General features: G+C 71.3%; 21 protein-coding genes, 1 pseudogene and 1 riboswitch. Of the genes and pseudogenes, 9 read left to right on the top strand and 13 right to left on the bottom strand.

The window, feature by feature from the left end; translation table 11 throughout:
* Positions 1 to 73: 73 nt before the first annotated feature.
* Positions 74 to 823: a metallophosphoesterase family protein gene (locus ACOBQB_RS19770; protein ID WP_423598597.1), complete on the bottom strand. Its 750-nt coding sequence runs from the start codon at positions 821 to 823 to the stop codon at positions 74 to 76.
* A gap of 319 nt (positions 824 to 1142) precedes the next feature.
* Between ACOBQB_RS19770 and ACOBQB_RS19775 the strand changes: the two genes are divergently transcribed.
* Positions 1143 to 2939, top strand: coding sequence for an AMP-dependent synthetase/ligase (locus ACOBQB_RS19775; RefSeq protein ID WP_423593458.1), 1797 nt, complete (start codon positions 1143 to 1145; stop codon positions 2937 to 2939).
* A gap of 231 nt (positions 2940 to 3170) precedes the next feature.
* Here ACOBQB_RS19775 and ACOBQB_RS19780 read toward each other — a convergent pair whose 3' ends face one another.
* Positions 3171 to 4313, bottom strand: coding sequence for a glycosyltransferase family 4 protein (locus tag ACOBQB_RS19780; protein ID WP_423593460.1), 1143 nt, complete (start codon positions 4311 to 4313; stop codon positions 3171 to 3173).
* Positions 4314 to 4441: 128 nt separating this feature from the next.
* Between ACOBQB_RS19780 and ACOBQB_RS19785 the strand changes: the two genes are divergently transcribed.
* The gene (locus ACOBQB_RS19785; RefSeq protein ID WP_423593462.1) at positions 4442 to 5674 is read left to right on the top strand and encodes a glycosyltransferase 87 family protein; all 1233 of its coding nucleotides are present in this window, start codon (positions 4442 to 4444) and stop codon (positions 5672 to 5674) included.
* Here ACOBQB_RS19785 and ACOBQB_RS19790 read toward each other — a convergent pair.
* The 5 genes from ACOBQB_RS19790 to ACOBQB_RS19810 all read right to left on the bottom strand — a co-directional run bounded on the left by ACOBQB_RS19790 (position 5631) and on the right by ACOBQB_RS19810 (position 11054).
* Positions 5631 to 6809 (bottom strand): hypothetical protein, encoded by a 1179-nt coding sequence (locus tag ACOBQB_RS19790; RefSeq protein WP_423598599.1) that lies wholly within the window; start codon positions 6807 to 6809, stop codon positions 5631 to 5633. The two genes, ACOBQB_RS19785 and ACOBQB_RS19790, sit on opposite strands and share 44 nt — an antisense overlap.
* A 63-nt stretch (positions 6810 to 6872) precedes the next feature.
* Positions 6873 to 7907, bottom strand: a complete 1035-nt coding sequence (locus ACOBQB_RS19795) for an NlpC/P60 family protein (protein WP_423593463.1) — start codon at positions 7905 to 7907, stop codon at positions 6873 to 6875.
* A 209-nt stretch (positions 7908 to 8116) separates the two neighbouring features.
* Positions 8117 to 9163: an NlpC/P60 family protein gene (locus ACOBQB_RS19800; RefSeq protein ID WP_423593465.1), complete on the bottom strand. Its 1047-nt coding sequence runs from the start codon at positions 9161 to 9163 to the stop codon at positions 8117 to 8119.
* Positions 9164 to 9431: 268 nt separating this feature from the next.
* Complete coding sequence (locus tag ACOBQB_RS19805; protein WP_423593467.1) at positions 9432 to 10781, bottom strand: NYN domain-containing protein; 1350 nt, start codon at positions 10779 to 10781, stop codon at positions 9432 to 9434.
* Positions 10782 to 10814: 33 nt separating this feature from the next.
* A complete protein-coding gene (locus ACOBQB_RS19810) occupies positions 10815 to 11054 on the bottom strand; it encodes a hypothetical protein (protein ID WP_423593469.1) in 240 nt (79 codons plus the stop codon).
* Positions 11055 to 11213: 159 nt separating this feature from the next.
* Here ACOBQB_RS19810 and ACOBQB_RS19815 point away from each other — a divergent pair, with 159 nt between their 5' ends.
* The 7 genes from ACOBQB_RS19815 (at position 11214) to ACOBQB_RS19845 (ending at position 17487) form a co-directional block, all read left to right on the top strand.
* A complete protein-coding gene (locus ACOBQB_RS19815; RefSeq protein ID WP_423593470.1) occupies positions 11214 to 11948 on the top strand; it encodes a rhomboid family intramembrane serine protease in 735 nt (244 codons plus the stop codon).
* Complete coding sequence (locus tag ACOBQB_RS19820; RefSeq protein WP_100592167.1) at positions 11945 to 12226, top strand: Lrp/AsnC family transcriptional regulator; 282 nt, start codon at positions 11945 to 11947, stop codon at positions 12224 to 12226. Before ACOBQB_RS19815 ends, ACOBQB_RS19820 begins: the two co-directional genes overlap by 4 nt.
* A gap of 105 nt (positions 12227 to 12331) precedes the next feature.
* Positions 12332 to 12655: a small secreted hydrophilic protein gene (locus ACOBQB_RS19825; RefSeq protein ID WP_423593473.1), complete on the top strand. Its 324-nt coding sequence runs from the start codon at positions 12332 to 12334 to the stop codon at positions 12653 to 12655.
* On the top strand, positions 12627 to 14090 hold the full coding sequence (locus ACOBQB_RS19830; protein ID WP_423593474.1) for an ATP-binding protein: 1464 nt from the start codon (positions 12627 to 12629) through the stop codon (positions 14088 to 14090). The genes ACOBQB_RS19825 and ACOBQB_RS19830 overlap by 29 nt, the downstream gene beginning before the upstream one ends.
* On the top strand, positions 14087 to 14749 hold the full coding sequence (locus ACOBQB_RS19835; protein ID WP_423593476.1) for a response regulator transcription factor: 663 nt from the start codon (positions 14087 to 14089) through the stop codon (positions 14747 to 14749). The genes ACOBQB_RS19830 and ACOBQB_RS19835 overlap by 4 nt, the downstream gene beginning before the upstream one ends.
* Before the next feature lie 90 nt (positions 14750 to 14839).
* A complete protein-coding gene (locus tag ACOBQB_RS19840; RefSeq protein ID WP_423593477.1) occupies positions 14840 to 16252 on the top strand; it encodes an SLC13 family permease in 1413 nt (470 codons plus the stop codon).
* 32 nt (positions 16253 to 16284) lie between these two features.
* Positions 16285 to 17487 carry a glycerate kinase gene (locus ACOBQB_RS19845; protein WP_423593479.1) on the top strand — a complete coding sequence of 401 codons (1203 nt, stop codon included), beginning with the start codon at positions 16285 to 16287 and terminating at the stop codon, positions 17485 to 17487.
* Here the strand turns inward: ACOBQB_RS19845 and ACOBQB_RS19850 are convergent.
* The 6 genes and pseudogenes from ACOBQB_RS19850 to ACOBQB_RS19875 all read right to left on the bottom strand — a co-directional run bounded on the left by ACOBQB_RS19850 (position 17436) and on the right by ACOBQB_RS19875 (position 24674).
* Positions 17436 to 18827 (bottom strand): aminotransferase class V-fold PLP-dependent enzyme, encoded by a 1392-nt coding sequence (locus ACOBQB_RS19850; RefSeq protein ID WP_423593481.1) that lies wholly within the window; start codon positions 18825 to 18827, stop codon positions 17436 to 17438. The two genes, ACOBQB_RS19845 and ACOBQB_RS19850, sit on opposite strands and share 52 nt — an antisense overlap.
* Positions 18828 to 19040: 213 nt before the next feature.
* A riboswitch (SAM riboswitch) is annotated at positions 19041 to 19158 on the bottom strand.
* A gap of 100 nt (positions 19159 to 19258) precedes the next feature.
* Positions 19259 to 20322: pseudogene (gene trpD / locus ACOBQB_RS19855) on the bottom strand (anthranilate phosphoribosyltransferase).
* Positions 20323 to 20484: 162 nt separating this feature from the next.
* Entirely contained in the window at positions 20485 to 22104 is a 1620-nt protein-coding gene (locus tag ACOBQB_RS19860) for a cytochrome b (RefSeq protein WP_423593483.1), read from the bottom strand.
* A gap of 4 nt (positions 22105 to 22108) precedes the next feature.
* Positions 22109 to 23170, bottom strand: a complete 1062-nt coding sequence (locus ACOBQB_RS19865; protein ID WP_423593485.1) for a Rieske 2Fe-2S domain-containing protein — start codon at positions 23168 to 23170, stop codon at positions 22109 to 22111.
* Positions 23167 to 23976, bottom strand: coding sequence for a c-type cytochrome (locus ACOBQB_RS19870; RefSeq protein WP_423593487.1), 810 nt, complete (start codon positions 23974 to 23976; stop codon positions 23167 to 23169). Before ACOBQB_RS19870 ends, ACOBQB_RS19865 begins: the two co-directional genes overlap by 4 nt.
* A gap of 77 nt (positions 23977 to 24053) precedes the next feature.
* Positions 24054 to 24674: a cytochrome c oxidase subunit 3 gene (locus ACOBQB_RS19875; RefSeq protein ID WP_055550073.1), complete on the bottom strand. Its 621-nt coding sequence runs from the start codon at positions 24672 to 24674 to the stop codon at positions 24054 to 24056.
* Positions 24675 to 24720: the final 46 nt, after the last annotated feature.

Genomic DNA, 24720 nt, shown 5'->3' on the forward strand with positions numbered 1-24720 from the left:
TGTGGCTCCTCCAGATGCGGTCCGGGTCCGGTACGGGACGTCTGCCGCGTGAAGGCTACCGCGCGCCGCCGGGTCACCACTCCAGGGCCCATGGCCTTCCGGACCCGGCGAAGTGGCCGACGTTCACGCACTCCGTGGCGCCCACGCGCATCCGCTGGACCAGCGGCTGGTGGACGTGGCCGAAGAGGGCGTACCGGGGGCGGGTCCTGCGGATGGCGTCGAGCAGGGCACGGCTGCCGCGCTCGAAGCGGCGGGCCACGGTGTCGTAGAGCAGTTCGGGGACGTCCGGGGGGATGTGGGTGCACAGGACGTCGACCTCGCCGACGGCCTCGACCTTGGCGGCGTACTCCTCGTCGCTGATCTCGTAGGGAGTCCGCATGGGGGTACGCAGACCGCCGCCGACGAAGCCGAAGACGCGGCCGCCGATCTCGACGCGCTCGCCGTCGAGGACGGTGGTGCCTGGACCGGCGTATTCACGCCACAGGGTCGGCATGTCGACATTGCCGTACGTGGCGTACGTCGGCGTGGGGAAGGCGGGGAAAAGTTCGGCGTACTGCTTGCGGACCGCCCGCTCGATCGCCGGGCCGCGGTCGACGCCCGCCCACAGCCGCCTGCCGAACTCCCTGGCCTCCTCGAAGCGGCGGGCGGTGCGCAGCTCCACGATCCTGCTCGCGTTCCGCGCGCCGAAGAGGTCGGGGAAGATACCGCGCGAGTGGTCGGCGTAGTCGAGGAAGAGGACGAGGTCGCCGAGGCAGACGAGCGCGTCGGCGCCGTCCCCCGCACGGGCGAGATCCGCCGCGTTGCCGTGTACGTCACTGACCACGTTGACCCGGAAAGCTGGCATGCCGATCACCCTAGGACGGTCGCCCGGCGGAGGGTAGGGGCCCAGGTCAGCGGCTGGACCTGCGGTTACTTCCGAGTCGGGAAGGCGGTGGCGTACTGTGCGGTTCAGACCACGACGACGTGTGACGCACCGAACATCTGGCCCTGCCCCCCTACCGAACAAGCCATACCGGTGGGTAACGTCCGGGCAGTCCAGTAGTGCTCAGCCCTCCACTCGACTGAGCGCCTGCCCGATCTTGGACCGCACCGTCGCAGCACACAACGTCGTGGCGCCGGCGCCCTATGTAGGAGCAGCAGTCTTGCGCGAGTTCAGCCTTCCGGCCCTGTACGAGGTCCCTGCGGACGGCAATCTGACCGACATCGTCCGTAGAAATGCCGCGCAGCACCCGGAGGTCGCCGTCATCGGCCGCAAGGTCGACGGCAGCTGGCAGGACGTCACCGCCAAGGAGTTCCTCGCCGATGTGCGCGCCACCGCCAAGGGCCTGATCGCCGCCGGCGTGCGGCCCGGCGACCGCGTCGGCCTGATGTCCCGTACCCGTTACGAGTGGACGCTCCTCGACTTCGCCATCTGGAGCGCGGGCGCGGTGACCGTGCCGGTGTACGAGACGAGCTCCGCCGAGCAGATCCAGTGGATCCTCGGCGACTCCGGCGCCGTGGCCTGCGTCGTCGAGCTGGACGCGCACGCCGCCGCCGTCGAGTCCGTGCGCGAGAGGCTGCCCGCCCTGAACCACGTCTGGCAGATCGACAAGGGCGGCGTCGATGACCTGCGGCGCACGGGCGCCGACGTCTCGGAGGAGACGGTCGACGAGCGCGGCGCCGCCGCCAAGGCCGACGATCCGGCCACCATCGTCTACACCTCGGGCACCACTGGGCGCCCCAAGGGCTGCGTCCTCACGCACCGCAGCTTCTTCGCCGAGTGCGGCAACGTGGTGGAGCGGCTCAAGCCCCTCTTCCGCACGGGCGAGTGCTCGGTCCTGCTCTTCCTGCCCGTCGCACATGTCTTCGGGCGCCTGGTCGAGGTCGCCGCGCTGATGGCGCCGATCAAGCTGGGCCACGCGCCGGACGTCAAGCACCTCACCGACGAGCTGGCGTCCTTCCGGCCGACCATGGTCCTGGGCGTTCCGCGCGTCTTCGAGAAGGTCTACAACGCGGCGCGCGCCAAGGCGCAGGCCGACGGCAAGGGCAAGATCTTCGACAAGGCCGCGGACACGGCGATCGCCTACAGCCGCGCGCTCGACACGCCCTCGGGGCCGTCCCTCGGCCTGAAGATCAAGTACAAGATCTTCGACAAGCTGGTCTACAGCAAGCTGCGCGCGGTCCTCGGCGGCCGCGGCGAGTACGCGATCTCCGGCGGCGCCCCGCTCGGCGAGCGGCTCGGCCACTTCTTCCGCGGCATCGGCTTCACCGTCCTGGAGGGATACGGCCTCACCGAGTCCTGCGCGGCCACCGCCTTCAACCCATGGGACCGGCAGAAGATCGGTACGGTCGGCCAGCCGCTGCCGGGTTCGGTGGTACGCATCGCCGACGACGGCGAGGTCCTGCTCCACGGCGAGCACCTGTTCTCGGGCTACTGGAACAACGAGGGCGCCACGGAAGAGGCGTTGGCGGACGGCTGGTTCCACACGGGTGACATCGGCACGCTCGACGAGGACGGCTACCTGCGCATCACCGGCCGCAAGAAGGAGATCATCGTCACCGCGGGCGGCAAGAATGTCGCCCCCGCCGTGATCGAGGACCGCATCCGCGCGCACGCGCTGGTCGCCGAGTGCATGGTCGTCGGCGACGGCCGCCCGTTCGTGGGCGCGCTCGTCACGGTCGACGACGAGTTCCTGGGCCGCTGGGCCGCGGAGCGGGGTAAGCCGGCCGGGTCGACGGCGGCGTCCCTCCGTGACGACGCGGATCTGCTGGCGGCGATCCAGGCGGCGGTGGACGACGGCAACGCGGCGGTCTCCAAGGCGGAGTCCGTGCGGAAGTTCCGTGTGCTGGCCTCGCAGTTCACGGAGGAGTCGGGGCATCTGACGCCGTCGCTGAAGCTGAAGCGGAATGTCGTGGCGAAGGATTACGCGGACGAGATCGAGGCGATTTACCGCGGGTAGCGTGAGCGGGTCCGCCCACTCGCCGTGGCGGCCTGCTGTCTCTTGGCGGCTCTCGGCCGTGCGCGGTCGCTCGCGCAGTTCCCCGCGCCCCTGAGGCAGGGGCTGTGCCCCGCCTCCCCATGAAAGCGGGCGCAGCCCGCCCTTCAGGGGCACGGGGAACTGCGCGACCAGCCCCCACCGACCCGCAGACGCCCGACAACCTCCGCCCCCCAGCCAGCCGCCCCCCACCCGCTACAAAAGCTCCCGCAGCCGCTCAGCCAGCAGGTCCCAGCGCCACTTCTCCTCCACCCACGCCCGCCCCCGCTCCCCCATCCGCGCCCGCAGCTCCGCGTCGCCCAGCAGCGTGACGATCCGCTCCGCCGCCTCCTCGGGCACACCGCCCCGCACGATCCACCCCGTCTCGCCGTCGAGGACGGCATCCGGTGCCCCGCCGGAGTCGCCGGCGACGACCGGCAGCCCCGTGGCGGACGCCTCCAGGTAGACGATGCCGAGGCCCTCGACGTCCAGGCCCCCGCGCCGCGTCCGGCACGGCATCGCGAAGACGTCACCGGCGCCGTAGTGCGCGGGCAGTTCCGCCCACGGCACCGCCCCCGTGAAGCGGACGGAGTCCGCGACGCCGGTCTCGGCGGCCAGCTTGCGCAGGTCACTCTCGTAGGGCCCGCCGCCGACCACCAGCAGCACCGCTTCCGGCTCCCGCGCCAGAATCGCCGGCATGGCGCGGATCAGCGTGTCCTGCCCCTTGCGCGGCACGAGCCGCGAGACGCAGACGACGACGGGCCGATCCGTCAGGCCCAGCCGCGCCCGCACCACGTCGCCACCGGACCCCGGATGGAACGTCTTCTCGTCCACGCCCGGCGGCAGTTGCACCATCCGCCCGGCCGCCGCGGGCGTCAGCGCGGCGGCGATCCGCGAGCGCGTGTACTCACCGAGGTAGGTGATCGTGTCCGTCGACTCGCCGATCCTGCGCAGCAGTCGGCGCGAGGCGGGCAGCTGGGCCCACCCCGCCTCATGGCCGTGCGTCGTGGCGACGAGCCGCGTCGCCCCCGCCTTGCGCAGCGCGGGCGCCATGAGCCCGAGCGGGGCCGCCGCCCCGAACCACACCGACGTACACCCGTGTTCGCGCAGGAGCGAGACCGCGCGGCGGGTGGCACCCGGCGTCGGGAGCAGCATCGTCGTGGGGTCGCGTACGACCTTGAAGGGCTGTTCGGCGTCGAAGGCCGCGGTGGCCTCGGCGCCCTCCCGGCCGCGCTTCCAGGTGGAGGCGTAGACGACGATCTGCTCGGCATCCAGGCGCAGCGCCATGTTGTGCAGGAACGCCTGGATGCCACCGGGCCTGGGCGGGAAGTCGTTCGTGACGATCAGGGTCTTGTGCATCGCGCCCGACAGTACCGAAGGCGGTCCCCGGCCACCGAATGGCCCAGCCTCTTCGCCCCGGTCCGGCACGCCCGGCATCATGGCTCCCCGAATCCCGATGAAGCATGGGAAAGGGGGGCGAGGAACGCATGGCGCGCATCCTGACCGTCTGGGTCCTCACCAGGGCCGTCCTGCTGCTCTGCGTCTTCCATGTGCTCACCGCCCCTGGCCCGGACGTCACGAGCGACGTCTCCGTCATCTACCAGGGCTGGTACGAGGTCCTGCGCACCGGCACCTTCCCGCTCGACGACGTCACCTGGCAGTATCCGCCCGCCGCCGCCCTCCCGGTCCTCTCCCCCGCCCTGCTGCCCTTCCTCGACTACGCCTCGGCCTTCTTCGTCCTCGCCTTCCTCGCCGACGCGGCGGTCGGCGGACTGCTCCTGTACGCGGGGCGGCGGCCCGGCACGTCGTATCGGGGCCTGTGGGTGTGGGTCATCGGCGTGCCGCTGCTCGGCCCGACCGTCTACGCCCGCTATGACGTGATGGTCACGGCCGTGGCGGTCGCCGCGCTGCTCGCGGGGTCCCGGCATCCGCGGGCCATGGGGGCGCTCGCCGGGTTCGGGGCGCTGCTCAAGGTGTGGCCGGTGCTGCTGCTGGCCGGTGTTCCGCGTGGGCGGGCGACACGGCGGTCCTGGACCACGGCCGCGGGCACGGCGCTCGGTGTCACGCTGGTGTTCCTGGTGGCGATGCCGGGCGCGCTGGCGTTCCTCACCTTCCAGCGTGACCGCGGCACGGAGGTGGAGTCCCTCGGCGCCCTCGTCTTCCACGTAGGGCGGCACCTCGGCTGGCACGGCGAGGTCCGGCTCAACTACGGCTCGGTGGAGTTCCTCGGCCCGTACGTCCCGCTGGTGAGCACGGCGGCGCAGCTCCTCTCGGGAGCGGCCCTGTGCTGGCTCCTGGCGTGGCGGCTGCGCGCGCGGGCCTGGTCGGCGAGCACGCTCGCGGACGCGGCCTTCGTGGCGGTGCTGCTCTTCACCGCGACGAGCCGGGTGATCAGCCCGCAGTACATGCTGTGGCTGGTGGGGGCCGCCGCCGTCTGCCTGGCCTTCCGTGCGAGCCGCATGGAGCTCCCGGCCCGGCTGGTCCTCGCGGCCACGTTCGTGACGTTCCTTGAGTTCCCGGTGTGGTTCTCGCACGTGGTGGCCAGCGACCCGCTGGGCGTGGCCCTGCTGCTCGTACGCAACGGCCTGCTGATGGCGGCGGCCCTGCTGGCGTGCCGCGCCCTGTGGCGGCAGACGGTGGCCGAGCACGGGCGAGAACCCGCGCCGGCACACCCGGTCAGCCGAGCTCCGAACGCAGATACGTGCGCCAGCGCGCCGTGAACTCCTCCGGCGTCGTGTGCAGGACGTCCCGCAGCGCGTCCTCGACCGCGCCCGCCCGCTGCTCGTGGGCGCCGACGGCACGGTAGAAGTCCGTCAGTCTCCGCTCGCCCCACCCCTCCTCGATCATCCGGCAGGCCAGCCAGGCGCCTTCGTAGGCCCGCGCGAGCCGCCCGGTGTCCGTCCCGAAGCCGAACGCGTCGTCGCCCGGCAGTTCGGCGGGCGGCTCGCCGTCCCGCACCGCTCGGCGCAGTTCGGGCGCGGCCTGGGCGGCGGTGCGCCCGGTGCCGCGGTAGCCCACCCAGTCCGCGAAGCCCTCGGAGAGCCAGAGCGGGGTGGCCGGGGTGGTGCGCGTGCGGGTCGCCACGTGCGTCGTCTCGTGGGTCAGGACGACCTGCTTGCCGAAGTCCCCGAGGACGCCGTATGCCTCGGGGTTGACGATGATCCGGTCGGCGGGGGCCCGCCCCGCGCCGCCCGCCTCCCCCGTGGTGACCGCCGCTATCCCCCGGTACCCGGAGGCGGGCGCCCCGAGGAGGCCCGCCATGCCCTTCAGGGAGCGCGGTACGAGGACGACGACCTTCCGCGGCCACTTCCCCGGCCAGGCGTCGCTCACCGCGGGCACCGCCCGGTCGGCCAGTCCACGGTAAGAACGCAGCTCCCGGGGGCTTCGCCCGACGCCGAGGACGAGGCTGTCCGCGCCCCGCTCGGCCCGCACCTTCCCCTGGTCCCACAGCTGTTCGCCGGCTTTCTTCGCGGGCCGCTCGGAGGTGACGTACCACTGCCCGTCGTGCCGCTCCAAGGACAGCGTGCGCTCCGCGGTGAGCGGCGCGCGGTCGTGGCCCTCGACGCGGTAGCGCAGTTCGGCGCTCGCCGTGGCCCGCGAACCGGAGCGCTCCAGGCGGGAGAGGCGGTACTCCCAGGAGTCGAGCGGGATCGCGCGGACGTTCGCGAAGAGGTCCGGTGAAGCCGTGCCGCGCGCCGGGCGCTCGGTCCGGTCGTACGCCCTCTCGTCCCCGGCGAGGACGGCGTGCGCCCGGCGGTCCAGGAGCCGGCGCACCTCACCCGCGGCGGTGTCGGGGACGGGATCGGCGCCGCAGCCGGCGAGCAGGGCGAGGCAGAGCGCCGAGCACAGCGCCATCGCCCACGACCCACGTCTGTGACCAGCCACCTTCCCGATCGTACGGGGCGGCGGCGGTGCCGGTCAGACCCGTGTCACGGACGAGACCGGCATCATGCCGACGGGGTCGTAGCGGACCTGCGCCCCGGGGTAGGGGGCGTGCACCACCTGGCCGTTGCCCATGTACATCCCGATGTGGCTGGCGTCGTCGCGGTAGGTGACGAGGTCGCCGGGCCGCGCCTCGGCCAGCGACACCTGCCGCCCGGCGTACCGCTGGGCCTGCGAGGTGCGCGGCAGGCCGACCCCGGCCTGGGCGTACGACCATTGCGTGAGGCCCGAACAGTCGAAGCCCGAGGGGCCGTTGGCGCCCCACACGTAGGGGCGGCCGACGGCGGAGCGGGCGGCGGCGATGGCTGCGGCGGCCCGCGACGAGGAGGAGGGGGCCGCTCCCGTGGGCTCCGGCGGTTCGGCGCGCGATCCGGAGCGCGAGGACTTCTCGAACGCGTCGCGCTCCTCGGTCGGCAGCGAGTTGAGCAGCCGACGGGCCTGCGCCAGCTTGTGCTCGACGGCGCGCTTGTGGCGGGCGACGAGCGTGCGGCTCTTCTCCAGCTCGGAGAGCTTGCGCCCGGCCTCGGTGCGCTGCTGCGCGAGGCCGCGCTGCGCCTGGCGCAGATCGGCGAGCTGCCCCGCCTGCCGGGCGCTGACGCGATCCAGCGTCATGGCCTTGTCGAGGTAGCCGTCCGGGTCGGAGGAGAGCATCAGCTGGAGCGAGGGGTCGATGCCGCCCTCGCGGTACTGCGCCCCGGCGAGCGAACCGAGCGCGCCACGCATCCGGTTGATCCGCTCCTGGCCCCGCGCGACGCTGTCCCGGGCCCGCTCGACCTGGGCGCGCAGCCGGTCCGCGCGCTCGTCGGCCTCGTTGAACGCCTCGGTCGCCTGCTCTGCCTGCTCGTACAGCCGGTCCACCTTGGCCCGGACCTCGGAGGGCTTGTCCTGCGGCGCGGCGCCGACGGGCGTGGCTCCGAGGGCGGCGGCCGCGGTGACCGCTGCCGCCGAGAGGACGGTGACGCGCGCGCCGCGGTCGATGCCGGGCTGTGCGGGACGGCGATGGAACCCCACGGGTGGCCGCTCTCCCTTCTGCTGACGAACCCCCGGTCGTCCGGGGGAATGCGCGCCGACAGTAGCCGTGCGGCCAGGCGGGGGCCAACGACCCAAAGGGGTGCGGACAGCCCGACGCCCCGCCTCAGACGCAGGTCATCAGCGGGGCGTGGGGTCAGCGGGAGTTGCCGGAATTCGCCCGTTCGGACGGTGTCGGCCGTGGGTTGACGTCAGGCGACGCGGACGCCGAACTGGAAGTCGCCCAGGTACTCCATGGCCTCGTAGCGCACCACGGCGCCGGGCTTCGGGGCGTGCAGCACCTGGCCGTTGCCCGCGTAGAGGCCGACGTGCGCGAGGTTGTTGAAGAACACCAGGTCGCCGGGTTTCAGCTCTCCTCGGCCGATCCGGGTGCCGTCGTTCTGCTGGGTGTACGTGGTCCGGGTGATGGAGACGTCGGCCTGGGCGTACGCCCACTGGGTCAGCCCGGAGCAGTCGTAGGAGTTGGGGCCGGTGCCGCCGGAGACGTACGGCTTGCCGAGCTGGGTGGCGGCGGCGTTCAGGGCGGCGGCGCCGCGGCTGGAGGCGGGGGCCTCCTTGCCGAGGTCCGCGGGCTTGTCGGCGGCGCGGTCGGCGGCACGGCTCGCGCGCTGCTTCTCCTTGGCGGCCAGGTCCGCCTTCTCCTTGGCCGTCAGGGTGTTGAGGAGCTTCTGCGCCTCGCCGAGCTTGGCCTGGACCTCGCGCTTCTTCTTGCCGAGTTCCGTGCGGGTGTCGGCGAGGTCGTCCAGCTTCCCCGCGGCCTCCTTGCGCTGCTGCGCGAGGTCCCGCTGCTTCTTCTGGATCTTCTTGAGCGCGTCGACCTGCTGGCTGCTCAGCTGGTCCAGGGTGGACGCCTTGTCGAGGTAGTCGTCCGGGTCGGAGGAGAGGAAGAGCTGGAGGGAGGGGTCTATGCCGCCGGAGCGGTACTGGGCGCTGGCCAGCGAGCCGAGGCCGTCGCGCAGGTCGTTGAGGTCCTCCTGGCCGTCGGCGACCTTGTCCTGGAGAGCGTCGATCTGCTTCTCCAGCTTCTTCTGCTTCTCCTTGGCGCCGTTGTACTTGTCGGTGGCGCGCTCCGCGTCCTCGTAGAGCTTGTCGACCTTGGACTTGACCTCGTCCTTGCCCGGCTTCGGCGCGGCCTGGGCGGCGCCCTGCGAGGTGAGGGCGACGGCAGCGGCGGCAGTCGCGGTGAGCACGGTCACGCGAGTGCGGCTCGGCTGCTTGGGTCGACGGTGGGACGCCACGCGGGCGGCTCCTTCTTCCTCCGGCCGCCTACCGGGACGCGGTGGGCGGGTACCACCGCCGCCACCCCGGATGGGTGATCAACCGAGCGGGGGTTCGAGGGCTGACCCTAGTGACCTTCTTGTGATCAGTTCAAATCACACCAGCAAAAAATCGGTCGCCAAGCGCATTCTTTACCGATAACGCACAGCCGGTGATGATCTTCTGACGCTACGTCGCGCCAACGTCCCCTCAATTCGGGCATAGGGCCCAGGAGTTACGGGAGCCCCTTTAGCTCCGCGAAAGCCGCTTCAGGAGCACCACCGAAGCCACCGGCCGCGCCCCCGCCTTCGCGACCCCGTCAGCCACCTCGCGGTCGGTCGAGACGACGACCACAGGCCGGCCCGGCGGCTCCGCGCGCACCAGCTGGCGGATCAACTCATCAGCGGTGACGCCCGGCTTGGAGAAGAGCACCCGCACCCCGCGCGGCGGTGCGAGCAGCACCGGAGCGGCCAGCTCCGCCCCGTCGAAGACGCAGGTGACCTCGGCGCCCGACTGGAGGGCCAGCTGGGAGAGCGAGCCGAGCAGCCGCAGCCGCTGCTTCTCCAGCGGCATGGTCGGATAGCCGGTCTTGGTGACGTTGTAGCCGTCGACGACCAGATGCGCCTGCGGCAGGGCCAGCAGCTGGTCGAGGATCGCCGGGTCGTTCTCGGACAGCGCGCGGGCGGCGATGTCCTTCGGGGACATCCGGCCGGGCTCCACGGCGTCGACGGTCTCGGCCGGCCGCACGGAGACGGGCGGCAGGGCCAGTTCGCGCCGCAGCCCCTGGGCCGCCTCCAGGACCGTGTCGAGCAGCAGCCGCACCCGCATGTCCTCGACGCTGCGGCCCTCGCGCGCCGCCTTGCGGCTGGCCTCCAGCGCGGCCTCGGTCTCGCCGAGGCGCGCCTTGAGCCGCCGCGCCTCGCTCTCGGCGGCGGACACCTGGGCCTGGCCCTCGGCGCGCACGGCCTCGGTCTCGGCGGCCGCCTTGCGCAGCGCCGCCTCCCCGCGCTTGACGTCGCTGAGCGCACCGCGCAGCTTGCGGTGCATCGATTCGGCCTCCCTGCGCGCCGCTTCGAGCTCCGCGCGCAGCCGCTCGGTCTCCGCCCTGGTCTGGCCGCGGGCCGCCGCCAGCTCCGCGCGCAGCCGCTCCAGCTCGGCCCTGGTCTCCTCGTCGGCGCGCTCGGCGTCGGCCCGCTGGGCCTCCTCGCCCGCGGCGGCCACCAGCTTCACCCAGCCCGCGGGGCGCAGCACATAGGCCGCGGCCGCCACGTCCAGGGGGTCGGCGGCCGGGGGCGGCGCGCCCGCGTCCAGCGCGCCGGCCAGCTCGGGCTGGGCCTCGCGCAGGCGTTCGCCGATGCGCTGGCGGAAGAGCGTGTCGCCCTCCAGTGCCGCGGCCATGGCGTTGCCCGCGAACTTCGCGCGCCGGGTGGGTGTGAAGCGCGCGTACTGCCGCAGCTGGGCGGGAAGCTCAGCCGGGGTCAGACCACCGAAGCCGTCCGAGACGATCTGCACGACCCGTCGGCGCACCCCGTCGGGCAGCGGACGGTCGAGCACCTCAGCGGTGCCGTCGTCCGGCTCCCCGCCTGCGCTCTCCACCATCCGTCACCCCACTAGCTGTGCGGGCCCGCTCCCTCAGGAGCCGGTGCCCGGCCTGTCCACGAGTTCCACCTGGTCCACCGCGTTGCACCAGCGGCAGCGCACCGACTCGATGGTCTCACTGACCACCTCGCGTTCCTCGACGTTCGCCTCACCGGCGAGGTCGAGATGCACATACTCGACGACCTTCGACGTGCGGGTCACGTCGAAACGCGTGAGGTTGCCGCACAGCGTGCAGCGCCACCGGGTGGTGTCCGTCGGCAGGGGTTCCGTCATCGTCGCTGTTCGCTTTCTTCGGTGACCGTGGTGCTTCGGCGCTCTGTCCGTGGTGCGTATCGCCCCGTAACCCTAAGGCCTGCACGGCTCACGATGCGGCGGGCTCCGTCGCGGCATGGCGGTCTATGCGGGTAGCGCCCGTTACGTCATGCTCTGTTCATGATCAACGCAAAGGGTACGCACGCGGTCCGGCTGCTCAGGGGCCAGTCGGCCCCGGTGACGTACGGACTGATCGCCGTCTGCTGCCTGATCTTCGTGATCTCCCCCGTGTCCGGGCTCAACCCCTCCTACGGCACCGGCGACGAGTTGCTGGCCGCGCAGCAGACGTACTTCGAGCGCTGGGGCGTGGTGCCCGCCGAGCTGTTCAGCGGCGTCCCACGCGCCGCCCTCGGCCCGTTCACCGCGCTGTTCGTGCACGGCAGCTGGGTGCATCTGCTCGGGAACCTGCTGTTCCTGTACGTCTTCGGGGCCATGGTCGAGGAACGCATGGGGCACCTCCACTACGCGCTCTTCTACGTCGCCTGCGGCTATCTGGCCCTGCTCGCCTACGCCGCGGCGCACGCGGGATCCGGCCAGACGCTCGTCGGTGCCTCCGGGGCGATCTCCGCCGTCCTCGGCGCCTTCCTCTATCTCTTCCCCAAGGCCCGGGTCACCAGCCTCTTCCCGTTCCTCTTCTTCCTGCCGCTGCGCTTTCCCGCGTGGGTGGTGCTGCCGTTCTGGGTGGTGCTCCAGTGGCTGGCGGCGGGGCAGGGCGGCAAGGGCACCGGGGTGGCGTACCTGGCGCATCTGGTGGGCTTCTCGCTCGGGTTCCTGTACGCCTGGGGGTGGTGTGTACGGAAGGTTAAAGTGAAAGGCACAGCAGTACCGGCCACCGAGGGAGACAGTCAGCCGTGATCACCGCGATCGTGCTCATCAAGACCAGCGTGGACCGGATCCCGGAGATCGCCGAGTCGATCGCCGCGCTCGACTCCGTCAGTGAGGTCTTCTCCGTGACGGGCACCTACGACCTGATCGCGATGGTGCGGGTGGCGCGCCACGACGACCTCGCGGACGTCATCCCCGGGAAGATCAGCAAGATCCCCGGCGTGGAGGCGACCGACACGCACGTGGCGTTCCGCACGTACTCGCAGCACGACCTGGAGGCGGCGTTCGCGATCGGCCTCGACTCGTAGCACGCCCGGGCGGCTCGGCGAAGGTCCTCGATGAAGGTCCTCGATGAGGGTTTCTTCATCCGCGGCTCATCCGGATGAGGGGGTGCCCCGTCCACCCTTCCTCTCATGGTCTTCTCCCACCGCATGGCCGCCCTGGCCGCCGTCGTGGCGATCCCGCTCGGCATCGCCGTGACCAGCTACGCCCTGACCGACAACCCCGAACCGCCCAAGGCCCCGCCGAAGGTGGAGCTGGAGAGCGGCTCGCCGTCCGCGAAGCCCAGCGCCCCCCCGAGCCCCCGGCCCACCCCCAGCGACGAGAAGGTCTCCCCGCCGCCGGTCGACGAGAATCCCCCGGGCGATGACAACGACGACGACGGCAACGACGCCAACGACGGCCGGCACAACGACGACTCCGCCGACGATGACGACGGCGCCGGTGACGACGGCTGAACGACCGCGCCACTGGATCTCCGCCCGCGTCCGCATCCTGCTGTGGCTGCTCGTGGTGATGGCCGTCGCGCTCACCGCCGTCGCGGCCACCACGCGTTCGGTGCTGCTGCGCGATGTGGACCACCGGATCGACCGCCTCCTGGCGCAGGAGACCGGGGAGTTCACCAACTTCGTACACGAAGGTGTCGACCCGCACACGGGCGAGAAGTTCACCGACGCCGACCCGCTCCTGCGGCTCTTCCTCTCCCGGCAGTACGCCGACCCCGACGAGGAACTCCTCGGGCTGATCGGCCGCAAGGGCACGGCGCCCGCCAAGAAGGAGCAGGCCCGCGAACTGCGGATCGACCACCCGCTCGCCGAGGACCCCGCCTCGCTGACGGCCGTCTTCGGCTCCCGCGACGCCACCGGCAGACTGCACCGCCCCGAGGGTGAGGTCCGCTGGGCGAAGGTGGTGGTCGAGGCGAGCGCGACGCATCCGGAAGCGGCGTTCGTCGTGGCCTTCCACCCCGCCCGTGAACAGGCCAAGGCGGACGACGTGTTCGCCATGCTGCTGGCCATCTCCGGCGTCGCGCTGCTGATGACGACCGGCATCGGCTGGGCGGTCGCGGGCCGCATCCTCAAGCCGGTACGGCTGGTGCGCACGACCGCGGCGCACCTCACCGAGCAGGATCTGACCCAGCGCATCCCGGTGCAGGGGCGGGACGACATCGCGGCCCTCGCCGAGACCTTCAACGGCATGCTGGACCGCCTTGAGCGGGCCTTCGCCGCGCAGCGCGAGTTCGTCGACGACGCCGGGCACGAGCTGCGCACGCCCATCACCATCGTCCGCGGCCACCTGGAGCTGATGGGGGACGATCCGGCGGAGCGCGAGGAGACGGTCCGCATCGTCACCGAGGAGCTGGACCGGATGAGCCGCATCGTCGAGGACCTGCTGCTGCTCGCCAAGGCCGAGCGCCCCGACTTCGTCACCCCCGAGCCGGTCCAGCTCGCGGAGCTGACCGCGGACGTCTTCGTCAAGGCCCGGGCGCTCGGCGACCGCGACTGGCACCTCGCCGAGGTCGCCGACGCCGAGGCCGACCTCGACGCCCAGCGCGTCACCCAGGCGATGGTGCAGCTGGCGCAGAACGCCGTCCAGCACACCGTGCCCGGCCGGCGCGTCAGCATAGGGTCGCGCCTGCGCGCGGGACACATCGAGCTGTACGTCGCCGACAGCGGGCCCGGGGTGCAGCCACAGGACGCCGAGGTCATCTTCGAGCGGTTCCGCCGCGGCACCGCCCGGCGCGGCACGCGCGCCACCGGGGCCGGACTCGGCCTCGCCATCGTGAAAGCCATCGCCGAGAGCCACGGCGGGCGCGTCGAACTGCGCCCGACGGACGGCGGTGGCGCCACCTTCGTCCTCGTGCAGCCACAGCCGGAAGGGGCGGCCCACCCGTGAACCGCATTCTGATCGTCGAGGACGAGGAGCGCATCGCCTCCTTCGTCGAGAAGGGCCTGCGCGCGAACGGCTTCACCACCACCGTGGTCGGCGACGGCGAGAGCGCCCACGACTACGCCGTGACCGGCGGCTTCGACCTGATCGTGCTGGACATCGGGCTGCCCGGCAAGGACGGCTTCACAATCCTGCGTGAGCTGCGCGAGGCCCGGGTGAGCACACCCGTCATCGTGCTGACGGCGAGCGACTCGGTACGGGACACGGTGGCGGGCCTGGAGGGCGGCGCCGACGACTGGATGACCAAGCCGTTCCGCTTCGAGGAGCTGCTCGCGCGCGTCCGGCTGCGGCTGCGTACGGCGGCTCGGGCGCCCGAGGTGACCGTGCTGCGCAGCGGCGGGCTGAGCCTGGACCTGCGGACGCGCAGGGCCCGTTCGGACCAGCGGACGGTGGACCTGACGGCCCGTGAGTTCGTGCTGCTCGAACTGTTCCTGCGCCACCCCGGGCAGGTGCTCTCGCGGGAGCAGATCCTCTCCCACGTGTGGGGCTACGACTTCGACCCGGGCTCCAACATCGTGGACGTGTACGTGCGCTCGCTGCGCAAGAAGCTGGGCTCGCGGCGGGTGGAGACGGTGCGCGGGATGGGGTACCGGCTCCCCGTGTGACACCCCCCGCCCGGTCACCCTGACGGCCGGTGAAGTTTCCTTCATCAACGGCTCATCGAAGGCTCACGGCGGCGCACCACGCTGAACGGCGTGACCGTGAACCCGCGTCAAGCCGTGACTCTCTGCGCGGCACTCAGCCTCTGCGCGCTGCTGGTCGTCCCCGGCAACTTCCCGGGGCTGAGCGGCGACGCCCGCCTCACCCTGGCCGTCTTCGCGCTCGCGACCTGCGCCTGGATCAGCACGCCGATCGACGACACGTACATCGCGCTCGGCGCGGGCCTCGCCCTCACCGCGACCGGCGTGATCAGCAGCGACACCCTCTTCGGCACTCTCGGCGACGCGACGGTGTGGCTGCTGATCTGCGCGTTCGTGCTCGCCGCCGCCGTCGCGCGCACCGGACTCGCCGGACGGGCCGCGGCCTTCCTCGTCAGCGGGGCGCGCGGCGTACGGCAGTTGACCCACCTGACGACCGCCGCCCTGGTCGTGACGGCCTTCGCGGTGCCGGCCACCTCGGGGCGCGCCGCGCTCGCGCTGCCCGTCTTCCTCGCGCTCGCCAAGGTCCTCGCCGAGCGCAGGCGGCTCGTGGTGATGCTGGCGCTGCTCTTCCCCACCGTCATCCTGCTCTCCGCGGTGGCGACCCTGATCGGCGCGGGCGCGCATCTGATCACCGTGTCGGTGCTGTGGGAGGCGACCGGTGAGCGGATCGGCTTCACGCAGTGGCTGCTGCTCGGACTGCCGCTCGCCCTGGCGTCCTCCCATCTGGCCGCCGAGGCCGTGCTGTTGACGACCACCCGGCGCGCCGACCGCAAGGGCCCGGTCCACATCACCCTCGACCAGCTCCAGGAGCACAGCGAGCAGCCGGTGACCGGCCCCTGGGAGCCCGCCGAGACGCGCTGCGCCCTGCTGCTCGCCACGGTCGTCGCGCTCTGGTGCAGCGAGCCGCTGCACCAAGTCCCGCCCGCCGTCGTGGCGTTGATCGGCGCGGTCGTCGCGGCCTCCCCCGCACTGGGCACCGTAGGGCTCAAGGACGCCCTGAAGACCGTGCCCTGGGCGCTGCTGCTGTTCATGGCGGCCACCATGGCGATGGGCGTCGCGCTCGCCGACTCCGGGGCGGCGAAGTGGCTGGTCGGCGGGTTGCCCCTGGATCTGCCGCCGTGGCTGTTCCTCACCGCCGTCGTCACGGTCAGCACGGCCGCGCACCTGGTCCTCCAGTCCCGCTCGGCGCGCTCCTCGGTCCTGGTCCCGCTGGTCGTCGCGGCGGCCGCCGGCGCGGGCGTCAACCCGGTCGCCGCCGCCCTCGCCTCCACGGCGGCCGCGGGCTTCTGCCACACGCTGCCCGCCTCCGCCAAGCCGGTCACGCTCTACGCCGACATCCCCGGCACTCCCACCTACACCCCGCGCGACCTGCTGCGCCTCTCCGCGGTCCTGGCACCGCTGACCGCCGCGCTCGTCCTGCTCTTCGCCGTGACGCTCTGGCCCCTGCTCGGCGTCCCCGTCCGCTGACCGCCTGTTCCCCCGCTGCCGAGGAGACCCTCATGCTGACCCGTTTCGCCATCGCCCCCAGCGGCTTCAAGGAGTCCCTGTCCGCGCCCGCCGCCGCCGAGGCCATCGCGGCGGGCGTACGCCGTGTCGTCCCGCACGCCGAGACCGATCTGATCCCGCTCGTGGACGGCGGCGAGGGCACGGCCCGCGCGCTGGCCACGGCACACGGCGGCCGTCTCGTCGCGCTGCCCGCCACCGGACCGGTCGGCCAGCCGATCGGCACCCACTTCGCGCTGCTGCCCGACGGCACGGCGGTCGTCGAGATGGCGGCCGTGGCCGGGCTCTCGCTGGTCCCCCGCGAGCTGCGCGACCCGGGCGCCACCACCACGTACGGCGTCGGCGAGCTGATCCGCGCCGCCCTCGACGCGGGCGCCCGCCGCATCCTGGTCGGCTGCGGCGACTCGGGCACCTCGGACGGCGGCGCGGGCGCCCTCCAGGCCCTCGGTGCCCGCCTGCTGGACGCTGAGAGCCGTGAACTCCCGCGTGGCGGGCGGGTGTTGAAGCGGCTGTGCCGCATCGACGCGAGCGGCCTCGACCCCCGCCTCGCGGACACCGAGATCCGCGTGGCCTGCAACCCCTTCAACGTCCTGTGCGGCGAGCGCGGTGTCGCCCGCGTCTTCGGCCCCCAGAAGGGCGCCACGCCCGCACAGGCCGAGGAGCTGGCCGCGGCTCTGGAGCACTGGGCGTACGTCCTCACGTGCGACCTGCGCGTCACCGCCGACCTCTTCGGCGGTCCCGGCACGGGCGCGTCGGGCGGCCTCGGTGCCGGTCTCGCCGCGCTCGGCGCCCGCCTCCTGCCCCGCTTCGACGTGCTGCTCGACCGGCTGGACCTGGACGCCCGCCTGGCCCGCGCCGACCTGGTCGTCACCGCCGAGGGCGCCTTGGACTACCAGACGCGGTACGGGAAGGTCCCCGCCGAGGTGGCCCACCGCGCGAAGCGGGCCGGCCGCCCGGTCCTGGTCCTCGCGGGCACGATCGGCGTCGGCGCCCACTCCGTGCGCTCGCTGGGCGTGGACGCCTACAGCGCGATCCTGCCCGCCCCGGTCTCGCTGACCGAGGCGCTCGGCCGGGGCGGCGAGTTCCTCACCGACGCGACCGAGCGGGCCCTGCGGATGATCCAGCTGGGGTCACGGCTGCCGGCCGGTCAGGCGGCGGCGCTGGTGTCGGGCACGCAACGACCGTCTTCCGTGCGGTAGTTCCACCGCGCGCCGTGGGCCACCAGCTCCTTGACGGCGCGCACGAACCGCTCGACGTGCTCGTCGGGGGTGCCCGCGCCGAAGCTCACGCGGATCGCGTTCAGCGACTTCTCGCCGGGCGCGGCCTCGGGGGCGCCGCACTCACCGGGCTCGTCGGGCTCACCGCCGAGCAGGGTGCGCACCAGCGGGTGGGCGCAGAAGAGGCCATCGCGTACGCCGATGCCGTACTCGGCGGAGAGCGCGGCGGCGAAGTGCGAGCTGTTCCAGCCGTCCACGACGAAGGAGATGACGCCGACGCGCGGCGCGTCGTCACCGAAGAGGGAGAGCACCCGCACGGCGGGCACCTCGGCGAGCCCCTCACGCACCTTGCTGATCAGGTACCGCTCGCGGGCCACCAGCTCCTCGAACCCGGCCTCGGTGAGCGCCTTGCAGGCGGAGGCGATGGAGTAGACGCCGATGACGTTCGGCGACCCGGCCTCGTGCCGGGCGGCGCTGTCGTGCCACTCCACGTCCACGCCGCCGCCTGCTTCCTTGGGGCGTCGCGTCACCTTCCGCGAGGCGCCGCCGCCCGCGAGGTAGGGCTCGGCCGCCCGCAGCCAGTCGGAGCGGCCCGCGAGCACGCCCGAGCCGAAGGGCGCGTACAGCTTGTGCCCGGAGAAGGCGACCCAGTCGACGTCCAACTCCCTTACGGACACCCGGTGGTGGGGCGCGAGCTGTGCGGCGTCGAGCACGATCCGCGCACCGTGCGCGTGCGCGGCGGCGGCCAGCTCCCGCACCGGCCACAGCTCACCCGTGACGTTCGAGGCGCCGGTGACGCAGACCAGGGCCGGCCCATAGGGGTCGCGGTCGGCGAGGGCGCGCTCCAGCGTGTGCACGGCCTCGTCGGGCGTGCGCGGGGCGTTGAGGTAGGTGACGCGGGCGTCCCGCCACGGCAGGAGCGAGGCGTGGTGCTCGGTCTCGAAGACGAAGACCTGACAGTCGGCGGGCAGGGCGGCGGCGAGCAGGTTGAGCGAGTCGGTGGTGGACCGCGTGAAGACGACCTGGTCGCCCTCGCGGCAGTCGAGGAACTCGGCGACGGTCGTGCGGGAGTTCTCGAAGAGGTCGGTGGAGAGCTGCGAGAGGTACCCTGCGCCGCGGTGCACGCTGCCGTAGTAGGGGGCGTACGCGGCCACGTCGTCCCAGACCCGCTGGAGCGCGGGGGCGCTCGCCGCGTAGTCGAGCGCGGCGTACGTCACCTCGCCGCCGGTGACCAGCGGCACGGTGACGTCCCGGCCGAGGACGGCGAGCGGGGCACAGACGGACGAGTCGGCGGCAACGGCGGGAACAGCGGAAACGGACATGGCGAACTCCCGTAAGAGGCAGGTGAGTTCACTGCGGCAAGGCGCGTACGGCGCGGGATACGGCCCGGCTACGGCTACGGCGGCGCAGTGATGAAGTGAAGAGAAGAAGGTGTGCGGAAAAGGGGCGCCGAGGCCCTAACACATTCGCTTGCTCACGAGACTGCTCCCTTGAGGACCAGGACCCCAGGGCTGTGACATTCACCGATGTCCAGGGGTCCGCGCTTGCCATACGCCTTGCTGCGTACGGCCTGGTCTTCACCCGGGGCACCCCGCCACGGACGGAGGGTTGCCGGACAGCGGGCCGGGGCCGTAGTCGCTGTCACTCATGACCTGCCCAGCATCTTGCCACACGACCTTCGACGCGCAAGGCGCAGTCCGGATTCTGGACTGCGCCGTGCGTCACACGGGTGAGCGGGAGATGGGCGGGACGGTCAGCGGTTGCTGGCCGCCACCCACCGCTCCAAAGCCTGCTTCGCGGCACCGGAGTCGATCGAGTGGGCCGCGCGCGCCATGCCCGCGCGGAGCTGGTCGGCGAGCGGCTCGTCGGTCGGGGCGAGGGCGACCAGCGCAGCGGCGGAGTTCAGCAGCACGGCGTCGCGCACCGGCCCGCTCTCGCCGTCGAGCAGCCGCCGGGCGACCTCGGCGTTGTACGAGGCGTCGGCGCCCCGCAGGGCTTCGACGGGCACCAGGTCGATCCCGACGTCACGGGGGTCGAAGGCCTCCTCGCGCACCGCGCCGTCCCGTACGACCCACACCCGCGAGGTGGCCGTGGTCGTCAGCTCGTCGAGGCCGTCGTCGCCGCGGAAGACGAGGGAGGAGTTCCCCGCTCGGCGAAGACGCCGGCCACGATGGGGGCCAGCCGGGCGTCGGCGACCCCGACCGCCTGGGCCCGCACCTTGGCCGGGTTGGTGAGCGGGCCGAGGAGGTTGAAGACGGTCCGGATGCCCAACTGGCTGCGCGCGGCGCCCGCGTGCCGCAGCGCGGGGTGGAACTTCACGGCGAAGCAGAAGGTGATGCCCGCCTCCCGCGCGACCTCGACGACCCGCTCCGGGGTGAGCTGGAGGTTGACTCCGAGCTTCTCCAGCACGTCTGACGCCCCGCTGGCCGAGGACGCGGCGCGGTTGCCGTGCTTGACGACCCTCGCGCCGGTGCCCGCGATGACGATCGCGGACATCGTGGAGATGTTGACGGTCTTGGCGCCGTCACCGCCGGTGCCGACGATGTCGACCGTCTCGCCCGGCACCTCGATCACGTTGGCGTGCTCGTACATGGCCCGTACGAGACCGGAGATCTCCTCCACGGTCTCGCCCTTGGCCCGCAGCGCCACGACGAACCCCGCGATCTGCGCGTCGGTGGCCTCGCCGCGCATGATGCGGTCCATGGCCCAGGCCGTGTCGTCGGCGCTCTGGTCGCGCCCGTCGAGCAGGCTGTTCAGTACGTCGGGCCAGGAACGGCCCGCCGCGGTAGTGCCTCCTGCGGGGGTCACAGCGCTCATGGCCGCTCCTGGTGTTCGTCTGTCACGGAGGAAAGTGCCCGACACGTCGGGTGGGTCCACCCTATCCAGCCGCCGGGACGGCAAAGAGCCCCGTCCATGCACTGGACGGGGCTCTCGCCGTGGCGACCATGGGGAGGTCAGGGCTCGTCGAGCCTCAGGTGATCAGTGGTGGCCGTGGCCGCTGGTGATCTCCTTGTACTCCTCGGCGGTGGGCTTGGGGATCTGGTTGTCCTCCCCGTAGTAGCCCTTGGACAGCTTGGCCCTGAGCTTCTGCGAACCGGTCACCTTGCGCTCGACGCCGTTCTCGTCGACCGTCGGGCCGATGTCGAGCGGCTTGTACTGCTCGTGCGAGGTGAGCGTGTGCAGCTGCCCCTGGTCGAGCGGCTCGTGGATCTCGATGAACTCACCGTGCGGCAGGCGCTTGATGATGCCCGACTCGCGGCCGTGCAGCACCTTGTCCCTGTCGCGCCGCTGGAGGCCCAGGCAGATCCGCTTGGTGATGATGAAGGCGATGACCGGTCCGACGAAGAAGAAGATCCGGACGAACCAGGTGATCGCGTTCAGCGACAGGTGGAAGTGCGTGGCGAAGATGTCGTTGCCGCCACCGAGCAGCATGATCATGTACGCGGTGACCCACGCGACACCGAAGGCCGTACGGGTCGGGGCGTTGCGCGGGCGGTCCAGGATGTGGTGCTCGCGCTTGTCCCCGGTGACCCAGGACTCGATGAACGGGTAGACCGCGATCGCCGCGAGCATCAGCGGGAAGATGACCAGCGGGATGAAGACGCCGAGAACCAGCGTGTGACCCCAGAGGTTGATCTCCCAGCCCGGCATGACACGGATCAGACCCTCGGCGAAGCCCATGTACCAGTCGGGCTGGGCGCCGGTGGACACCTGGTCCGGACGGTAGGGGCCGATGGCCCAGATCGGGTTGATCGAGGCGATCGCCGAGATGGCCGCGATGACACCGAAGACCAGGAAGAAGAAGCCTCCGGCCTTGGCCATGTACACGGGCAGCAGCGGCATGCCGACGACGTTCTTGTTGGTCTTGCCGGGGCCCGCGAACTGCGTGTGCTTGTGGTAGAAGACCAGGATCAGGTGCGCCACCATCAGGCCCAGCATGATGCCCGGCAGCAGCAGGATGTGCACCGAGTAGAACCGCGCGACGAAGTCGCCGCCCGGGAACTCCCCGCCGAACAGGAACATCGACAGGTACGTGCCGATGACCGGGACGGACAGGATCGCGCCCTGCATGAAGCGGACACCGGTGCCGGAGAGCAGGTCGTCCGGGAGCGAGTAACCGGTGAAGCCGGTGAACATGCCGAGGACGAACAGCAGGAAGCCGAACAGCCAGTTGACCTCACGCGGCTTGCGGAAGGCGCCCGTGAAGAACACGCGCATCATGTGCACGAACATGCCCGCGATGAAGATCAGCGCCGCCCAGTGGTGGATCTGCCGGATCAGCAGACCACCGCGCACATCGAAGGAGATGTGCATGGTCGAGTTGAACGCCTCGGACATCAGCTGTCCCTGGAGCGGGACGTAGCTGCCGTGGTACTCCACCTCGTTCATCGACGGGTGGAAGAACAGCGTCAGATACACACCCGTCAGGATGATGATGATGAAGCTGTACATGCAGATCTCGCCGAGCATGAAGGACCAGTGGTCCGGGAAGATCTTGCGCATGTTGGCCTTGGCCAGGGAGTAGATCCCAAGACGGCCGTCGGCCCAGTCGGCCACCCGCTCGCCGGCGGGTGCCTTCTTCTTGTTGTCGCTGCTCATCAGGTCAGCCCCTCTCGAAGAAGGCAGGACCGACGGGCTCTTCGAAGTCGCCGAGCGCCTCGAGGTAGCCCTCCTCGTTCACACCGATGCGCAGCTGCGGCAGGGCGTGACCAGCGGGGCCGAAGATCACTCGGGCACCGTCGGAGAGGTCGAAGGTGGACTGGTGGCACGGGCAGAGGACGTGGTGCGTCTGCTGCTCGTACAGGGAGATCGGGCAACCCACGTGGGTGCAGATCTTGGAGTACGCCACGATGCCTTCGTGCGACCACGCGAGCTCGCGCTTGTCCTTGATGTCCTCCGGCTGGATCCGGACGATCATCAGGGCGGCCTTGGCGATCTGGGTCTGGAAGTCGTGGTCGTGCTCCGACATGCCGTCGGGCATGGCGAACGTGAGCGAACCGACCTGTACGTCCGAGGGACGCAGCGGCTCGTGCGTGTTCATGTTGACGAGCTTCTTGCCCTTGGCCCACTTGGTGTGCCGGAGCTTGTCCTCGGGCAGCGGACCGAGGTCGCGCAGGAGGACGACGCCGGAGAGCGGGACCAGGGCGAGCGCACCGAACATCGTGTTGCGGATCAGCTTGCGCCGACCGAACTGCGACTCCTCGGCACCGGCCCGGAAGTCGGCCATGACCTTGGCCCTGACCTCGGGCTCGGCCTCGATCGCGTGCCGCTCGTCGGCGACCTCCACGTCGGACATCAGGGTGCGGGCCCAGTGGACCGCGCCCGCGCCGATGCAGAAGAGCGCGAGACCCAGGGTCAGCCCCAGGGCGAAGTTCAGGCCGCTGATGTGCCCGATCGGCCAGACGAAGATGCTCTTGTCCGCCGGGATGGCCACGAACGAGGCGATGAAGCCGACGGTGGCCAGCATGGACAGCGTGAACATGAACGCGATCGCACGCTCGGAGCGCCGGGCGGCCTTCTCGTCGATGTCCTGGATGCGGTGCTGGTGGGGCGGAAGGCCCGGGTCGGCGAACGGGTTGTCGTCCGCGACCGCCACCGAGCCGTGCGCGGGCTCGGTCACCTGCTTGGTGGGCAGGTTCTCTTCTGGAATCTCTTGGCTACTCATGACTTCTTGGCCTTTGCGGTCCGAGCGGCGACCCACACGGCGACCGCGATCAGCGAGCCGAGACCGAAGATCCAGCCGAAGAGGCCTTCACTGACCGGGCCCAGACCACCCAGCTTGAGACCACCAGGGCTCTGGGTCTTCTCGCCGTTGACCGCGTCGAGGTACGCGATGATTTCCTTCTTCTCCTTCTCCGGCATCGTGGTGTCGGGGAAGGACGGCATGTTCTGCGGGCCGGTCTGCATGGCCTCGTAGATGTGCTTCGGAGAGACATCCTCGAGCGACGGCGCGAACTTGCCGTGCGTCAGCGCGCCACCTTCACCGGTGAAGTTGTGGCACTGGGCGCAGTTGGTGCGGAACAGCTCGCCACCCTTGGCGATGTCCGCCCCGTCCGGGCTGTACTGCTTCTCGGTCGGGACCGAGGGACCGGCGCCGAGCGAGGCGACGTACGCCGCCAGCTGGTCGATCTGGGCCTGGGTGTAAATGACCTTCTTCTTGGGCGCCTGGGCACCCTGCTGCTGGAGCGGCATGCGCCCGGTGCCGACCTGGAAGTCGACCGCCGCGGCGCCCACGCCCGTCAGCGGCGGACCGTCGGAGGACCCCTGACCGCCGGTTCCGTGGCAGCTGGAGCAGCCCACGGCGTAGAGCTTCTTGCCCTCGTCGATGGCGAGGGACTGGGCGGTTTCATCGGCTTGCGCCTTGTCCGCCGGCGCGAACGCGGCGTACAGCCCCCCGGTGGCCGCCAGCGCGAGGAGTAGGACGACGACCGCCGCCAGCGGATGGCGTCGTCGTGCGGAGAGCTTTTTCACGGATTACCCCGGTGTCAGGATCTTCTGCGTCGATGCTTCTGGAATATGTCGGTACGTCGCGTGAGCGACCCCGCCGATTACTTGATCATGTAGATCGTGGCGAAGAGGCCGATCCAGACCACATCGACGAAGTGCCAGTAGTAGGACACGACGATGGCTGCGGTCGCCTGTTCATGGGTGAACTTCCTGGCCGCGTAGGTGCGGCCCAGGACCAGCAGGAAGGCGATCAGGCCGCCTGTCACATGCAGTCCGTGGAAGCCGGTGGTCAGGTAGAAGACCGAGCCGTAGGGGTCGGACGAGAGCGAGAGGCCCTCGTGCTTGACCAGCTCGGTGTACTCGTACACCTGACCGCCGATGAAGATCGCACCCATGATGAAGGTGACGATGAACCACATCCGGAGCTTCTTCACGTCGCCACGCTCAGCGGCGAACACGCCGAGCTGACACGTGAGAGAGGAGAGCACCAGGATCGTGGTGTTCGTCGCCGAGAACGGGAAGTTAAGGGCCGAGGCCATTTCCTTCCAGTGATCAGGACCTGTCACCGATCGCAGGGTGAAGTACATCGCGAAGAGGGCCGCGAAGAACATCAGCTCGGAACTCAGCCAGATGATGGTTCCGACGCTGGTGAGGTTCGGTCGATTGACCGGCGGGTGCGCGTGCCCGGTATCTACTGTCGTTGCTGTCGCCACGACCGACATTATGTCGGTCGCTTATCCCGCCCTCACCTCGGGGGGTGCTGTTCGG

It is taken from the genome of Streptomyces sp. G5(2025), from assembly GCF_049542075.1.
Taxonomy (GTDB): Bacteria; Actinomycetota; Actinomycetes; order Streptomycetales; family Streptomycetaceae; genus Streptomyces.

Excerpts from the sequence above, each read along its gene's own strand:
- ACOBQB_RS19780 (WP_423593460.1), bottom strand. The coding sequence starts at position 4,313 with ATGCACAAGACCCTGATCGTCACGAACGACTTCCCGCCCAGGCCCGGT.
- ACOBQB_RS19785 (WP_423593462.1), top strand. The coding sequence starts at position 4,442 with ATGGCGCGCATCCTGACCGTCTGGGTCCTCACCAGGGCCGTCCTGCTG.
- ACOBQB_RS19790 (WP_423598599.1), bottom strand. The coding sequence starts at position 6,809 with ATGGCGCTGTGCTCGGCGCTCTGCCTCGCCCTGCTCGCCGGCTGCGGC.
- ACOBQB_RS19805 (WP_423593467.1), bottom strand. The coding sequence starts at position 10,781 with ATGGTGGAGAGCGCAGGCGGGGAGCCGGACGACGGCACCGCTGAGGTG.
- ACOBQB_RS19810 (WP_423593469.1), bottom strand. The coding sequence starts at position 11,054 with ATGACGGAACCCCTGCCGACGGACACCACCCGGTGGCGCTGCACGCTG.
- ACOBQB_RS19815 (WP_423593470.1), top strand. The coding sequence starts at position 11,214 with ATGATCAACGCAAAGGGTACGCACGCGGTCCGGCTGCTCAGGGGCCAG.
- ACOBQB_RS19825 (WP_423593473.1), top strand. The coding sequence starts at position 12,332 with ATGGTCTTCTCCCACCGCATGGCCGCCCTGGCCGCCGTCGTGGCGATC.
- ACOBQB_RS19830 (WP_423593474.1), top strand. The coding sequence starts at position 12,627 with ATGACGACGGCGCCGGTGACGACGGCTGAACGACCGCGCCACTGGATC.
- ACOBQB_RS19845 (WP_423593479.1), top strand. The coding sequence starts at position 16,285 with ATGCTGACCCGTTTCGCCATCGCCCCCAGCGGCTTCAAGGAGTCCCTG.
- ACOBQB_RS19850 (WP_423593481.1), bottom strand. The coding sequence starts at position 18,827 with ATGTCCGTTTCCGCTGTTCCCGCCGTTGCCGCCGACTCGTCCGTCTGT.
- ACOBQB_RS19860 (WP_423593483.1), bottom strand. The coding sequence starts at position 22,104 with ATGAGCAGCGACAACAAGAAGAAGGCACCCGCCGGCGAGCGGGTGGCC.
- ACOBQB_RS19865 (WP_423593485.1), bottom strand. The coding sequence starts at position 23,170 with ATGAGTAGCCAAGAGATTCCAGAAGAGAACCTGCCCACCAAGCAGGTG.
- ACOBQB_RS19875 (WP_055550073.1), bottom strand. The coding sequence starts at position 24,674 with ATGTCGGTCGTGGCGACAGCAACGACAGTAGATACCGGGCACGCGCAC.